At 64.4% G+C, this 14,441-nt stretch carries 11 protein-coding genes and 3 tRNA genes; 5 read left to right on the top strand and 9 right to left on the bottom strand.

What is annotated here, in order from left to right; translation table 11 throughout:
• Positions 1-21: 21 nt before the first annotated feature.
• Positions 22-2,289 carry an NADP-dependent malic enzyme gene (locus tag A8G00_RS18230; RefSeq protein WP_103001337.1) on the bottom strand — a complete coding sequence of 756 codons (2,268 nt, stop codon included), beginning with the start codon at positions 2,287-2,289 and terminating at the stop codon, positions 22-24.
• Between the two features lie 10 nt (positions 2,290-2,299).
• Entirely contained in the window at positions 2,300-3,223 is a 924-nt protein-coding gene (locus A8G00_RS18225; RefSeq protein ID WP_172451904.1) for a LysR family transcriptional regulator, read from the bottom strand.
• Between the two features lie 91 nt (positions 3,224-3,314).
• On the opposite strand from A8G00_RS18225, the gene A8G00_RS18220 reads away from it, so the two are divergent.
• Positions 3,315-5,411, top strand: a complete 2,097-nt coding sequence (locus tag A8G00_RS18220; protein WP_103001336.1) for a malate synthase G — start codon at positions 3,315-3,317, stop codon at positions 5,409-5,411.
• A 159-nt stretch (positions 5,412-5,570) separates the two neighbouring features.
• Entirely contained in the window at positions 5,571-6,509 is a 939-nt protein-coding gene (locus tag A8G00_RS18215) for a glutaminase (RefSeq protein ID WP_103001352.1), read from the top strand.
• Here the strand turns inward: A8G00_RS18215 and A8G00_RS18210 are convergent.
• From A8G00_RS18210 to aroA, 7 genes are all read right to left on the bottom strand, one after another.
• Complete coding sequence (locus tag A8G00_RS18210; RefSeq protein ID WP_044662091.1) at positions 6,506-8,290, bottom strand: cation:proton antiporter; 1,785 nt, start codon at positions 8,288-8,290, stop codon at positions 6,506-6,508. The genes A8G00_RS18215 and A8G00_RS18210 overlap by 4 nt on opposite strands.
• A 76-nt stretch (positions 8,291-8,366) precedes the next feature.
• Positions 8,367-8,452: transfer RNA gene (locus A8G00_RS18205), tRNA-Leu, on the bottom strand.
• A 55-nt stretch (positions 8,453-8,507) separates the two neighbouring features.
• Positions 8,508-8,798 (bottom strand): integration host factor subunit beta, encoded by a 291-nt coding sequence (locus A8G00_RS18200; RefSeq protein WP_025549821.1) that lies wholly within the window; start codon positions 8,796-8,798, stop codon positions 8,508-8,510.
• Between the two features lie 168 nt (positions 8,799-8,966).
• Complete coding sequence (rpsA, locus tag A8G00_RS18195) at positions 8,967-10,679, bottom strand: 30S ribosomal protein S1 (protein WP_044662092.1); 1,713 nt, start codon at positions 10,677-10,679, stop codon at positions 8,967-8,969.
• 172 nt (positions 10,680-10,851) lie between these two features.
• Positions 10,852-11,487: a (d)CMP kinase gene (gene cmk / locus A8G00_RS18190; protein ID WP_025550487.1), complete on the bottom strand. Its 636-nt coding sequence runs from the start codon at positions 11,485-11,487 to the stop codon at positions 10,852-10,854.
• Entirely contained in the window at positions 11,484-11,735 is a 252-nt protein-coding gene (locus A8G00_RS18185; RefSeq protein WP_007688823.1) for a hypothetical protein, read from the bottom strand. Before A8G00_RS18185 ends, cmk begins: the two co-directional genes overlap by 4 nt.
• On the bottom strand, positions 11,732-13,072 hold the full coding sequence (aroA, locus tag A8G00_RS18180; protein WP_103001335.1) for a 3-phosphoshikimate 1-carboxyvinyltransferase: 1,341 nt from the start codon (positions 13,070-13,072) through the stop codon (positions 11,732-11,734). The genes A8G00_RS18185 and aroA overlap by 4 nt, the downstream gene beginning before the upstream one ends.
• 149 nt (positions 13,073-13,221) lie before the next feature.
• On the opposite strand from aroA, the gene A8G00_RS18175 reads away from it, so the two are divergent.
• From A8G00_RS18175 to A8G00_RS18165, 3 genes are all read left to right on the top strand, one after another.
• Positions 13,222-13,557: a TIGR02300 family protein gene (locus A8G00_RS18175; RefSeq protein ID WP_007688826.1), complete on the top strand. Its 336-nt coding sequence runs from the start codon at positions 13,222-13,224 to the stop codon at positions 13,555-13,557.
• Positions 13,558-13,644: 87 nt separating this feature from the next.
• Positions 13,645-13,720 (top strand) — tRNA-Ala (locus A8G00_RS18170).
• Between the two features lie 195 nt (positions 13,721-13,915).
• A tRNA-Ala gene (locus A8G00_RS18165) sits at positions 13,916-13,991 on the top strand.
• The last annotated feature ends 450 nt before the right edge of the window (positions 13,992-14,441 follow it).

Here is a 14,441-nt window from a genome sequence, read left to right as displayed (position 1 = left end):
TTGCAGAAAAAGGTTAAGGCTTCAGCCTTCCCGTTCCACCTCCGCCGCGGCTATGGCGGTAAGGTTCAGGATGCCGCGCGCCGTCACGCCGGGCGTCAGCACATGGATCGGCTGCGCCAGACCGACCAGCATCGGCCCGACCGTGGGCGAACTGGAGGAAGCCGACAACGCCGTCAACGTGATGTTCGCCGCATCGAGATTGGGCATGACCAGCAGGTTGGCCGGCCCCTCGAACCGCGAATCCGGGATCAGCCGCTCGCGCAATCCCTGGCTGAGCGCCGCATCGGCATGCATCTCGCCATCGACCATCAGTTCCGGCGCGGCCTTCTTCACCAGCTTGAGCGCCTCCCGCATCTTGCGGGCGCTGGGGGAATGGGACGCGCCGAAATTGGAATGCGACAGCAGCGCCACGCGCGGCGTCAGCCCGAAATGCTTGAGTTCAGTCGCGCCGAGCAGCGCCATTTCCGCAATCTGGTCGGGCGTGGGATCGGGCACCATATGGGTGTCGGTGATGAACAGCGCGCCCGCGTCCAGGATAAGGCCGGAAAGCGCATAGACCCGGCTGTTGCCTAGCGTGCGGTCGATGATGCGCAGGACATGTTCGACCTCGCCCCAATATTCGCTGTTGCCGCCCACCAGCGCCGCATCGACCCGCCCGGTGCGCAGCAGCATGGCCGCGGTGACGCTGGGCCGGCGATAGACATGGCGCACGACCTCCGCCGAGGAAACGCCGCGCCGCGCGGCGACGGCGCGATACGCCTCGACCAGTTCGCCCATCAGCAGATGGTCCGTTTCGGGATCGACCACCTCGACATCGCGATCCAGCGCGAAGCTGAGGCCGAGGTCGGGCAGTTTCTGGTTCAATATGCGCCGGCGCGCCACGATGATCGGGCGGACGATGCCTTCGTCCAGCGCATCCTGAATGGCGCGCAGCACGCGCTCATCCTCGCCCTCGCCATAGGCGATGCGCCGCTGCGTTCCCCGCGCTGCCTCGAACACCGGCAGCATCAACTGGGCCGACCGCGTATTCTGCTGCGTGAGCTGTCGCTTATAGGCTTCCAGGTCGAGCTGCCGCTTGGCGACGCCGCTGTCCATGGCCGCCTTTGCCACGGCGCAGGCGATCTCCGCGATCAGGCGCGGGTCGAAGGGGGTGGGGATGATATAGTCCGGCCCGAACACCAGCTTGCGCCCGCCATAGGCCTGGGCGACGCTGTCATGGGCGGGCATGCGGGCGAGATTGGCGATGGCGTCGGCGGCGGCGACCTTCATCGCCTCGTTGATCTCGGTCGCCCGCGCATCCAGCGCGCCCCGGAAGATATAGGGGAAGCACAGGACGTTGTTGACCTGATTGGGATAGTCCGACCGCCCAGTGGCGATGATCGCGTCGGGGCGCGCCTCCCGCGCCACTTCGGGGCGGATTTCCGGCTCCGGATTGGCGAGCGCGAAGATCAGCGGATTGGGGGCCATCAGCGGCAGCCATTCGGGCTTCAGCACGCCGGGCGCGGAAAGGCCCAGGAACAGGTTCGCCCCCGGCAGCACGTCGGGCAGGGTCCGCGCATTGGTGGTGCGGGCATAGCGGGCCATGTTCGGCAACATGCCCTCGCGTTCCGAATGGATGACGCCGTCCTTGTCGGTCAGCGTGACATTTTCTTGTCGAAGGCCCATCGACACCAGCAGGTCGACGCAGGCCAGCGCCGCCGCGCCCGCGCCGGAGGTGACGAGCTTGGCATCCGCCAGCGTCTTGCCCTGCAACACCAGTGCATTGCGCACCGCCGCCGCTACCACGATGGCGGTGCCATGCTGGTCGTCGTGGAAGACCGGAATGTTCATCCGCTTCTTCAACTCCGCCTCTATGGCGAAGCATTCCGGCGCCTTGATGTCCTCCAGATTGATGCCGCCGAAGGTCGGTTCCAGCAGGGCGACGGCCTCCACGAATTTCTCGGGATCGGTGGTGTCGACTTCGATGTCGAATACGTCGATGTCTGCGAATTTCTTGAAGAGGACAGCCTTGCCCTCCATCACCGGCTTGGAGGCCAGCGCGCCGATGGAGCCCAGGCCCAGCACTGCCGTTCCGTTGGAGATCACCGCGACCAGATTGCCCCGCGCGGTATAGTCCATCGCCTTTTCGGGATCTGCGGCAATGTCGACGCAGGGCGCGGCGACGCCGGGCGAATAGGCCAGCGCCAGGTCGCGCTGGTTGACCATGCGCTTGGTCGGTTCGATCCTCAGCTTTCCGGGTTGCGGATAGCGGTGATAGTCTAGGGCGGCGCGCCGGGTGTTTTCGTCCATGAAATGGCCCTTAAAGCCGCTTTTCCGCGCGGGCAATGCCCGACCGCTCCCATGGCGGGCTGGGGGCATATAGTCCGACAAGAAAATCAATGAAGGCGGTGATGGCGAGTGGCGGATTATTCTGTGGCAGATGAACGGCATAGAGGCCGACATCCGCCGATCCCTCATGATCCGGCATGATCTGCCGAATATCGCCCCGCTCTAGGGCGTCGCTCACGTCCCAGAGCGAGCGCAGGGCGACGCCCACCCCGGAAAGCGCCAGTTCCCGGACCATTTCGCTGCTGTTTGTGCGGACATGGCTGTCGCCTTCGATCAGGACCGGCCCCTTGGGTCCGAGCAGGCGCCAGGGCAATTGTCCCTCCGCCGCCAGCAGGCGGTGCTTGCGAAGATCGGCGGCGGTCTGCGGCATGCCGAAGCGCGTCAGATAATCGGGGGCAGCGCATAGCACGCGCCGGTTGGTCGCCAGCCGATGAGCGGCAAGGCCCTGGCCTGGATCGGCCGTGATGCGGATGGCCAGGTCCGCGCGGGTCGCCAGCAGGTCGGCATAGTCGTCCGACAAATCTATCTGCATCCGGACCTTGGGGTGCGCCTCCAGAAACCGGCCCAGATAGGGTGCGACGTGCATGCGCCCGAAGGATGTCGGCGCGGATACCCGCAGCGTCCCTGTCGCCTCCGCCGAAGCGCCGGAGACGCGCCGCTCCGCCGCGTCCAGCGCGGCCATGATCGCGCGCAGGTCTTCATGCAGCCGTTCGCCCGCCGGAGTCAGCGCCAGCCGCCGCGTCGTCCGGTGGATCAGCCGGGTGCCCAGCCGATCCTCCAGCCGGACCAGCCGCTTCGACACCATGGCGGGCGAGACATGCAATCTTCGTCCCGCCGCCGCCATGCCGCCTTCGTCGACGATCGTCGCGAAAAGATCATAATCCGGGTCCATCATTTGTTTCACCAGAGGAAAAACTGAATTCGAATAATATCATCTACCGCGCATAATGCACCCCGTCTATGGTCCCGTTCAAAGGAGACCATCCATGACCAGCATGACCGATCGCGCGGGCCTCAAGGTCGCGCAGCAACTCGCCACCTTCATCGAGGAGCGCGCGCTTCCCGGCACGGGCATCGATGCCGGTGCTTTCTGGCGTGGCGCCGCCGCGATCTTCGCGCAATTCGCGCCGGAAAATGCGGCGCTGCTGGCCAAGCGCGACGCGATCCAGGCGCAGATCGACGGCTGGCATCGGGAAAGGGCAGGCCAGCCTGTTGACGCTGCCGCCTATCAGGCATTCCTGCGCGACATCGGCTATCTCGTCCCCGAACCTGCGCCGTTTCAGATCGGCAGCGAAAATGTCGATGAGGAAATAGGGCGCCTCGCCGGACCGCAGCTGGTCGTTCCCATCCTCAACGCCCGTTTCCTGCTGAACGCCGCCAATGCGCGCTGGGGCAGCCTCTACGACGCGCTCTACGGCACCGACGCGATTCCCGGCGCGGCGGCCGGCAGGGGCTATGACGCGCAGCGCGGCGCGCAGGTCATCGCTTGGGCCAAGGCTTTCCTGGATGAAGCGATACCGCTCGCCAACGGCTCCTGGGCCAAGCTCGCCAGCGACGACATCCAGCTTGCCGATCCCGGCCAATATCTCGGACGGAGCGAGAAGGGCCGACTCTTCCGCCATAATGGCCTGCACATCGAAGTCGTCTTCGATCGCGCGCACCCCATCGGCAAGGACGATCCGGCGGGCATAGCCGACGTCATCCTCGAATCCGCGCTCACCACCATCTGCGATCTCGAGGACTCCGTCGCCGCCGTCGATGCGGAGGACAAGGTCGCCGCCTATTCCAACTGGCTCGGCCTGATGCAGGGCGATCTTACCGACACGTTCGAGAAGAACGGCGCCATGATGACCCGCGCCCTCAACCCCGACCGCGGCTATACCGCGCCCGACGGCAGCACCTTCACCCTGCCGGGCCGCAGCATGCTGTTCGTCCGCAATGTCGGCCATCTGATGACCACGCCCGCCGTCCTGCTCGCCGACGGACAGGAAGCCCCGGAAGGCATTCTCGACGGCATCGTCACCACGCTGATCGCCCTGCATGATCTGAAGCGTGAAGGCGGCAACAGCCGCACCGGCAGCGTCTATATCGTCAAGCCGAAGATGCACGGTCCCGAAGAAGTCGGCTTCACCAACCGCCTGTTCGACGCCATCGAAGACCTGCTGGGCCTCAGCCGCCACACCCTGAAGGTCGGCGTCATGGATGAGGAGCGCCGCACCTCCGCCAATCTGGCCGCCTGCATCGAGGCGGTGAGGAACCGCATCGTCTTCATCAACACCGGCTTCCTGGACCGCACCGGGGACGAGATGCACACATCGATGCGCGCCGGCCCGATGATCCGCAAGGGCGAGATGAAGACCAGCGACTGGATCACGGCTTACGAGGACCGCAACGTCCAGATCGGCCTCGCCTGCGGCCTGTCGGGCCGCGCCCAGATCGGCAAGGGCATGTGGGCCGCGCCGGATCGCATGGCCGACATGCTGGACCAGAAGGTCGGCCATCCCAGGAGCGGCGCCAACACGGCCTGGGTTCCGTCCCCCACGGCGGCGACGCTGCACGCGACTCATTATCACCGCATCGACGTCTTCGCCCGCCAGGCGGAACGCAAGGCCGAGGCCATCGCACCCTTCGACAAGCTGCTGGCCATTCCGGTCGCGCAGCCGGGCCGCAACTGGTCGGAAGAGGAAATCGCCCAGGAACTGGACAATAACGCGCAAGGCATCCTTGGCTATGTCGTCCGCTGGATCGATCAGGGCGTCGGCTGCTCCAAGGTTCCCGACATCCATGACATCGGCCTGATGGAAGACCGCGCCACGCTGCGCATCTCCTCGCAGCATATGGCGAACTGGCTGCTTCACGGCGTCTGCACGGCGGAACAGGTCGACGCCGCCTTCACCCGCATGGCCGCCAAGGTCGATGCCCAGAATGCGGGCGACCCGCTCTACCGGCCGATGAGCGGCAACCCGGACAGCCTTGCCTGGCAGGCGGCCCGCGCCCTGGTCTTCGAGGGCGTGGCGCAGCCCAACGGCTACACTGAACCGCTGCTCCACAAATATCGGGCATTGGCCAAGGCGACGGCTTGAGGCTGTGGGATTGAGGCGGATGGCTCATCGCGCCGCCCGTCCTGTCAGCAGCACATAGCCCTTTTCAGAATTTCCTGCCCAGCTATGTTGGGCAGGAGCCGGCGGCGTTCTATCAAGTCATTTTCATCCAACCCTGCCTGGTGGGACGCCGATCTGTTCATGGACTTGCCCGCGATCATTGCCGACATCGTCGCTCATGCTGCGAGCCGGGAAGATCGCGGCACGGTCGCCAGCTATATTCCGGAACTGGCCAAGGTCGATCCCGGCCAGTTCGGCATCGCTGTCGCGACCGCCGATGGCCGGTTGATCGAGGGAGGCGACTGCGCTACCGGCTTTTCGATCCAGTCCATCTCCAAGGTGTTCGCCCTGACGCTCGCGCTCGGCAAGATAGGCGATCAGCTTTGGCAGCGGGTAGGGCGGGAACCGTCCGGCAACGCCTTCAATTCCATCGTTCAGTTGGAGCAGGAACAGGGCATACCGCGAAATCCCTTCATCAACGCGGGCGCCGTCGTCGTCGCGGACGTCAATCTGGGCGGTCATCAACCGCGCGTCGCGATTGGAGAAATGCTGCGCTTCGTCCGCTATCTGGCGGGCGACGACGGCATCGCCATCAATGAAACCGTCGCGGCGTCGGAAACGGCGACCGGCTTTCGCAATATGGCGCTGGCCAATTACATGCGCGCCTTCGGCAATATCCGTCATCCGGTCGATCTGGTGCTTGGCACCTATTTTCACCAATGCGCGATCGAGATGAGTTGCCGTCAACTCGCACTTGCGGGCCGCTATCTGATGCTCGACGGCCGGCATCCCGAGGGCGGACGGGTCGTCTCGTCCAGCCGGGCCAAGCGGATCAACGCCCTGATGTTGACCTGCGGCCATTATGACGCTTCGGGCGATTTCGCCTTCCGCGTCGGCATTCCGGGCAAGTCGGGGGTAGGCGGCGGCATATTGGCGATCGTGCCGGGTCGCGCGTCCATTGCCGTCTGGTCGCCTGGCCTGAACGAAAATGGCAATAGCCAGCTTGGCACGCTGGCGCTCGAAGAACTGGCCCATCGCACCGGCTGGTCGGTTTTCAGCCCACCGCAAGGTCCGTCCTAAGGCACCTCATCGGCCCGCAGCCGCCGCAGCTTGGGCGCGGTTTCGAGCTGCGCAGCATCCTTGATGCCCATGCGCAGATCCTCCCGCGTCTGGTGGATGGAGGCGATCACCGGTCCCATCGCCACGCCCAGGTCGACCAGCGCGGTCTCCGCCAGTTGGAGCGAACTTTCGAGCGTTTCCGGAACCGCATCGCTGGCCCCGGCGCGATAGAGCTGGGCCGCATGATCGGTGTCCCGTGCCCGCGCGATGATCGGCAGATCGGGCACCCATCCCCGCACACGCTTCGTCACCCGAACCGACAGGACAGGATCGTCCATCGTCAGGATCAAGGCCCGTGCATGGCCGAGACGAAGCTTGTCGAGCATTTCGGTGCGGGACACGTCGCCGAACAATATGGGATATCCTCCGCGCCGAGCTTCCGCGACGACGTCCGGGTCGGATTCCACGACGATGAAACGCTGTTTGTGCAGGTTGAGCAGGTCGCAGATCATGCGCCCCACGCGCCCGAAGCCGATTACGACGGCGGCTGCCTCGGCATGGTCTTCGTTGATTTCCGGCGCCTCTTCGCCCAGCGCCATTTCCAGCCGCCGCGCAATGTCATGTCCCAGCCGTGCGAGCAGCGGCGTGATGGTAAGGCCGATAGCGGTCACGATCTGCCAGAAAGCCGCGGTGGAAGGAAGGATCAACTGGGCCGCAGCGGCAGCGGACAATACGATCAGGGTGGTTTCCGAAGGGCTGGACATCAGCACGCCGACTTCCAGCGCCACGCCCTTCCTCGCGCCCGACAGGTAGAGCAGGGCCGCGGTGACGATCGTCTTGGCAAGGACCACGCCCACCATCGCCAAAATGAGCGTAGGCCAGTTGGCCAGGATGACTCGCACGTCAAGGCCCATGCCGACGGTGATGAGGAAGACCCCGAGCGCCAGTCCCTTGAACGGCGCGGTCATGACCTCGACCTCGCCATGATAATCGGTTTCCGCGATCAGCAGCCCGGCAAGGAGGGCGCCTACGATCGGAGACAGGCCGGCGATCGAGGTCGCCATGCTGGATATGATGACGACCAGCAGGCTGGCGGCCAGGAACACCTCCGGGCTCTTGGTGCGGGCGGCCTGGCTGAAGATATGCGGCAGGCAGAGGCGGCCAAGGACCAGCATGATGGCGATGGTGATCCCGCTCTTGATCAGCGTGTCGGCCAGTTCGCCCCACGGGCCGTCCGGACTGGCAGCGACCGAGGGCGCAAGCGCGCCCAGCATGAAGATGATGGGGACGAGGGCCAGATCCTCGAAAAGCAGCATGGAAAAGGCCGCGCGGCCGACGGCGCTTTGCGTGCCCACCATCGGCAGCACCACGGCAGTGGACGACAGCGCCAGCGCGAGGCCCAGGCCGAAAGCGCCTGCCGGTGGCTGGCCCAGCAAGTAAAGGCCAAGTGCAATCAGCGTACCGCCACCGATCAATTCTGCCGCGCCGACGCCGAATACTTGTGTCCGCATAGTCCAGAGACGACGAAAACTGAGTTCGAGTCCGATGGAAAAAAGCAGCAGGATGACGCCCAGTTCGGCAAAAGGCTCTATCGCCGCCCTGTTGGAAATGGTGACATGATAGAGCCAGGGATATTGGCCCACCAAAGCGCCCAATCCCGACGGCCCCACCGCCAGCCCGACGAGGATGAAGCCGATGACCGGGCTGATCCGCAGCCGCGCGAAGCCGGGGATGACAAGCCCCGCGGCTCCCAGGATGACGAGGGAATCGCTGAAGCTCTGTGGGTTGATCGCGCCGGCCATGACCGATCATCGCCACAAATGCAGCGGATATCCAGCGATAAGCACTGGAAACCGGAAAAGATGCTGTGAAAGGCTGTGGTGCGGACGGCGGGACTTGAACCCGCATTCCCAGGGGGAGGCGGATTTTAAGTCCGCTGCGTCTACCGATTTCGCCACGTCCGCTTGAGGCCGTTACCCCCTGAAGGCTAACGACGCACAGGTCAAGGATGTGGTTGGATCAGTGGGCAGCTTTGCCGTTCAGCCGTTCCCGCATTTCCTTTCCGGGTTTGAAATAGGGAACCCGCTTGGCGTCCACCGGCACCTGTTCACCGGTGCGCGGATTGCGGCCGGTACGCGCGTCGCGCGCCCGTGTCGTAAAGGCGCCGAAGCCCCGAAGTTCCACTCGCCCTCCACTGGAGAGGCGGTCGACTATTTCCTTGAAGAAAAGATCGACGATCCTTTCCACTTCCTGGAGGTTGAGGTTTGGATTTTCCTCAGCCAATTTCTGAATCAGTTCCGAGCGTATCATTGGTCCTCCAGACTCCCCCTTCTGGTTCCCTGTTTATTTATAATGAATCCTCATGGCTGTGACAATCAGCCAATATCGGTATGTCATTCTCATTTTGGGAATAGAAAAAGCCCGCCGGAGTTAAGTTCCGGCGGGCCATATTACTTAAGTTAGATACCGAAGGAGGGCTTAGCCCTCGCTCTTGGCCTTGAGCGCTTCGCCCAGGATGTCGCCCAGCGAGGCGCCGCTGTCGGACGAACCATATTGCGCCACAGCCTGCTTCTCTTCAGCGATCTGAAGGGCCTTGACCGAGAAGGTCGGCTTCTTGGCGCGGTCGAAACCGGTGACCATGGCGTCGAACTTCTGGCCGATCTGGAAGCGTTCCGGACGCTGTTCGTCGCGGTCGCGGCCAAGGTCGCTGCGCTTGATGAAGCCGGTGGCGCCATCTTCGCCGGCCTGGACTTCCAGGCCGCCGTCGCGGACTTCCAGAACCGTGACGGTGACCGTCTGGTTCTTGTTGAGACCAGCGGCAGCGGCGGTGGTGCCGCCAGCGGCCGGGCCGCCACGCTCAAGCTGCTTCATGCCAAGGCTGATGCGCTCCTTCTCGACGTCGATGTCGAGAACGACGGCCTGGACGGTCTCGCCCTTGCGGTGCAGGGCCAGCGCGTCCTCGCCCGAAATGCCCCATGCGATGTCCGACATGTGGACCATGCCGTCCACGTCGCCGTCCAGGCCGATGAACAGGCCGAACTCGGTCGCATTCTTGACTTCGCCCTCGACGGTCGAGCCGATCGGGTGACGTTCGGCGAAGCTGTCCCAGGGGTTGTTCTGGGCCTGCTTGAGACCGAGCGAGATGCGGCGCTTCTCGGGATCGACTTCCAGGACGATGACGTCGACTTCCTGGCTGGTCGAAACGATCTTGCCGGGGTGGACGTTCTTTTTGGTCCAGGACATTTCCGAAACGTGGACCAGACCTTCGATGCCCGGTTCCAGTTCCACGAACGCACCATATTCGGTGATGTTCGTGACGCGGCCCGACAGCTTCGCACCGACCGGATATTTGGCAGCGGCGCCTTCCCACGGATCGCTTTCCAGCTGCTTCATGCCAAGGCTGATGCGCTGGGTGTCGCGGTTGATGCGGATGATCTGGACGCGGACGGTGTCGCCGATGTTGATCATCTCGTTCGGGTGGTTGATGCGCTTGTAGCTGAGGTCGGTGACGTGCAGCAGGCCGTCGATGCCGCCCAGGTCAACGAACGCACCATAGTCGGTGATGTTCTTGACGACGCCCTCGATGATCTGGCCTTCGGCCAGCGTCTGGATGAGGCCCGAGCGCTGTTCGGCGCGGGTTTCTTCCAGGATGGCGCGGCGCGACACGACGATGTTGCCGCGGCGGCGATCCATCTTCAGGATCTGGAAGGGCTGCGGGATGTCCATCAGCGGGGTGACGTCGCGAACCGGACGAATATCGACCTGGCTGCCGGGCAGGAACGCAACGGCGCCGTCCAGGTCGACGGTGAAGCCGCCCTTGACGCGGCCGAAGATGACGCCTTCCACGCGGGCGTTCTCGGTGAACTCGGCTTCCAGCTTGTCCCAGGCGGCTTCGCGGCGGGCGCGGTCGCGCGACAGCATGGCTTCGCCATGGGCGTTTTCGACGCGGTCGACATAGACTTCGACTTCGTCACCGACCTTCAGGTCGGCCTTCTGGCCCGGCGCGGCGAATTCGCGCAGCGGCACGCGGCCTTCCGACTTCAGGCCGACGTCGATCAGCGCCATGTCGTTTTCGATGCCGGTAACGGTGCCCTTGACGACGCGGCCTTCGAAGCCGCCATCCTCGCCACCGAGAGAATCATTGAGAAGCGCGGCGAAATCGTCGCGCGAGGGGAATGCCGTAGAGGCCATAGGTAAGTCCTTCACTCGTCATTGCTGGCCTACCGGTTGTGTCCGGTGGTCTTTCAGGCCAAAGCGCCCGCAGGGCCGGATACCCATGCGAACATCCGTTCGGCCATGTCGAGTCGACGCCCTGTGGACAAGCGAAAAGGGCGCCTGGGAATCCCCGGCACCCGGCATCGCGTCAGGCCTGTTGCCGACGTTCCAACTGGGCGTCCACCAGTGCAATGGCCTGCTGGACGGCGGCGTCTATAGTCAAATTGCTGGTGTCGAGCAAGTCCGCTCCATCGGCCATGCGCAACGGGGCATGATCGCGGCTCATGTCGCGGGTGTCGCGGGCCTGGATGTCCGCGATCAGGCTGTCCATGTCGGGATGGCCGCCATGGTCGAGCGCGTCCTGATAGCGGCGCTGGGCGCGGACATGGACGCTGGCGGTGACGAAGATCTTGGCGTCGGCATCGGGGGCGATGACGGTGGCGATGTCGCGCCCGTCCAGGATCGCGCCGCCGGGTTGGGTCGCGAAGTCGCGCTGGCGCCTGACGAGGGCCTGTCGGACGCTCTGGTGGATCGATACGCGGGAGGCGAGCGAGCCGACGGCTTCGCTGCGCAGCGCGGGATCTTTCAGCATGGCGTCGTCGAAGTCGCAGGCGGCGAGCGCATCGGCTTCATGGTCCGGGTCGCCGCTGGCCTTGAGCACGGCAAGGCCCACGGCGCGATAGAGCAGGCCGGTATCGAGCACGGGCAGGCCGTAATGCCGGCCCAGCGCCCTGGCGATGGTGCCCTTGCCCGATGCGGCGGGGCCGTCGACGGCGATGATCATGATGCTTTGCCTTTCCGCAGCGCCTTGGCGAGGCCGATCAGGGCGATGAAGGCCCATATGACTTCCAGCGCCATCGACGCGACGTTGAAATGAACCGTCAGCGAGTAGATCAGTAGCACCGCGCCGACCAGGTTAAGCAGGTTGAAGAGGGTGAAGCTCAGCACCTTCGCCATGTTGCTATAGGCATAGGCAATGACCATCAGGCCGCTGCCGATCAGTCCCAGGATATTGGCAAGGTCGAACGTCATGCGAGTGCGCCGAGCGATTGCAGCAAAGCGGTGAAACCCGGGAAGCTGGTCGCGACGGGGCGCATGTCGTCGATGGTGACGCCATTGCTGGACACGAGGCCTGCGACCGCGAAGCTCATGGCGATGCGGTGGTCCAGCTTCGTCGCGACGGGGCCGCCGCCGGGGAGGGGCGCGCCACCGCTGCCCTCTATGACGATGCCGTCCTCCAGTTCCTCGACCTGCACGCCGATGGCGCGCAAGCCTGCCGCCATGGTGGCGATGCGGTCCGATTCCTTGACGCGCAATTCTTCCAGGCCGCGGAAGATGCTGCGCCCTTGCGCCAAGGCGGCGGCAATGAAGGCGACGGGATATTCGTCGATCATCGACGGGGCACGGGCCGGATCGGGCTCGACGCCCCTCAGCGTCGAGGCCGCGATGACGAGATCGCCCACCGGCTCTCCGCCGACCTCGCGCGGGTTTTCGATGACGATGTCGCCGCCCATCTCGCGCAGCAGATCGACCAGCCCGGCGCGCGTCGCGTTGAGGCCGACATTGGCGATGGTCACGTTCGATCCCGGAACCAGCAGGGCTGCAACCATCGGGAAAGCGGCGGAGGAGGGGTCGCCGGGAACGATGATCGATTGCGGGTGGAGTTCGGCTTCGCCCTTGAGCGTGATGATGCGGGTGCCGTCGGCTTCGACCTCCACGTCGAGGTCCGCGCCGAAGCCCTTGAGCATGCGTTCGCTGTGGTCGCGGGTGGGGATCGGTTCGACCACGCGGGTGATGCCGGGAGTGTTGAGGCCGGCGAGCAGGATGGCCGACTTGACCTGCGCCGATGCCACGGGAAGGCGATAGTCCAGCGGCACGGCCGGGCAGGCGCCGCGCATGCTAAGGGGCAGGCGGTCTCCGGGACTGGTGGTGAAGCTGGCGCCCATGCGCGACAGCGGATCGGTGACGCGGGCCATGGGGCGCTTGCTGAGGGAGGCGTCGCCCACGAAGGTGGCGGTGATGGCGTGGCTTGCGACCAGCCCCATCAGCAGGCGGGTGGAGGTGCCGCTATTGCCCATGTCGAGCGCGCTTTCCGGCTGGAGCAGGCCGCCGACGCCCACCCCATGGATGTGCCAGATGCCGTCCGCATCCCTGCGGATGTCCGCGCCCATCGCCCGCATGGCGGCGGCGGTGGCGAGGACGTCCTCACCCCCCAGCAGCCCTTCGACCCGACTCTCGCCCACGGCCAGCGCGGAGAGCATCAGCGAGCGGTGCGAAATGCTCTTGTCGCCCGGCACGGCGATCGAGCCGGAAAGGGCCGGGGCGGCGGTGAAGGTCATGGGCATGGGCTGGTCGGAAGAAGCGGTCACGGGTCAATCCGTCTGCAAAACTTGAAAAAATGCGCCCGGCTTTTGACAGCGCGGTTTCGCTATGGCAAGGCGCCGTCTCTTCGCGGACGACCCTGTCGTGCCGCGTAATTTCTGTTTTGAGCACTCGCAAGAGAAGGACAAGGCCGGACATGGTCAAGGCTGAATGGGGCACGAAGCGTACCTGCCCGAAATGCGCCACGCGCTTCTACGACCTGGGCAAGGATGACCCGGTCACCTGCATCAACTGCGGCACGGCCTGGGAACCGGAACCGGTGCTGAAGTCGAAGCAGCCGCTGCCCTATGAGGAAGCGCCCAAGAAGGTCATCGAAACCGCCGATGGCGAGATCGAGACGGCGGACGACGATCTGGACCTGGATCTGGACGTGGATGATGACGGCGATTCGCCGGACAATGACGTCGATCTGGGCGGCGACGACGATCTGGGCGTCGACGCCGGCGGGGACGATGGCGACGACGACAATTAATTGAATTTTGTGCTTGCCAAGGAGTTCGCCGCCACCTAATGGCAGCGGCCTCCGAGGCGCCGCCCCAACGGCGCCGACACTGGAAACGGGGCCTTAGCTCAGCTGGGAGAGCGCCTGCATGGCATGCAGGAGGTCAGCGGTTCGATCCCGCTAGGCTCCACCAGTTTTGCCGGAATAGAAGCCGTCCGGGGGACGGCTTCCGGCAAAACTCCCGAGCGCAAGCGAGGGGTGTGGCGAGGTTGCAAGTGACCTCGATTAACACTCCAAAGCCACGCAAGGAGTGTTCTATATTTGGCCGACGGCTTGATGCCGGACATGGCCTGATCCATTGGGATGCGGTATGATGCCGCGCAACGATGGGGCCTTAGCTCAGCTGGGAGAGCGCCTGCATGGCATGCAGGAGGTCAGCGGTTCGATCCCGCTAGGCTCCACCAACTTTCCCCTATCATCTGAAGTAGCTCGCCATGGGCAAGCTTCTCGATCCGATCAGGATTGTAGGCTGATGTTTTGCGGCTGATTTCTGCCGCCTTCCGCCGAAGTTCACAGTGCATGCGCGCGTGCGCCCGCGCCCCGATGTATCGGACGTTTCAAAGACAGAGCCTAGTAGGCTGGCCGGGGCGGGATAGGACAGGTGGAAAGGGTCGCCTGTGGGGAAATAGGATGCTTTTTGCGTATGTTGTTGCCGTTGGGTTACTATGGCTGATCCTCAGTTGCTCGGTTAAGTCCGAAAGCTGGCCGGTGAAAGGAGCGTCTGGAATCGACCCAGACTGTGTAAAAACGCGGTAGATATGGTAGTATGATCCGACGGTTTGGAGGATCGCATGGGTCGCTTCATTGTTGGTGCGGAACGCACTCAGACGACGCTGTTTCCGCCTTGTATGGAT

Origin of the sequence: Sphingobium sp. SA916, from assembly GCF_002894065.1 — a bacterium.
Lineage (GTDB): Bacteria > Pseudomonadota > Alphaproteobacteria > Sphingomonadales > Sphingomonadaceae > Sphingobium > Sphingobium fuliginis.
This window is presented reverse-complemented; position numbering and strand designations above follow the sequence as displayed.

Coding starts and splice junctions, on each gene's coding strand:
- rpsA (WP_044662092.1), bottom strand. CDS start 10,679: ATGGCCTCTACGGCATTCCCCTCGCGCGACGATTTCGCCGCGCTTCTC.
- A8G00_RS18175 (WP_007688826.1), top strand. CDS start 13,222: ATGGTCAAGGCTGAATGGGGCACGAAGCGTACCTGCCCGAAATGCGCC.
- A8G00_RS18225 (WP_172451904.1), bottom strand. CDS start 3,223: ATGATGGACCCGGATTATGATCTTTTCGCGACGATCGTCGACGAAGGC.
- A8G00_RS18200 (WP_025549821.1), bottom strand. CDS start 8,798: ATGATACGCTCGGAACTGATTCAGAAATTGGCTGAGGAAAATCCAAAC.
- A8G00_RS18215 (WP_103001352.1), top strand. CDS start 5,571: ATGGACTTGCCCGCGATCATTGCCGACATCGTCGCTCATGCTGCGAGC.
- A8G00_RS18230 (WP_103001337.1), bottom strand. CDS start 2,289: ATGGACGAAAACACCCGGCGCGCCGCCCTAGACTATCACCGCTATCCG.
- A8G00_RS18220 (WP_103001336.1), top strand. CDS start 3,315: ATGACCAGCATGACCGATCGCGCGGGCCTCAAGGTCGCGCAGCAACTC.
- A8G00_RS18185 (WP_007688823.1), bottom strand. CDS start 11,735: ATGACGTTCGACCTTGCCAATATCCTGGGACTGATCGGCAGCGGCCTG.
- A8G00_RS18210 (WP_044662091.1), bottom strand. CDS start 8,290: ATGGCCGGCGCGATCAACCCACAGAGCTTCAGCGATTCCCTCGTCATC.
- cmk (WP_025550487.1), bottom strand. CDS start 11,487: ATGATCATCGCCGTCGACGGCCCCGCCGCATCGGGCAAGGGCACCATC.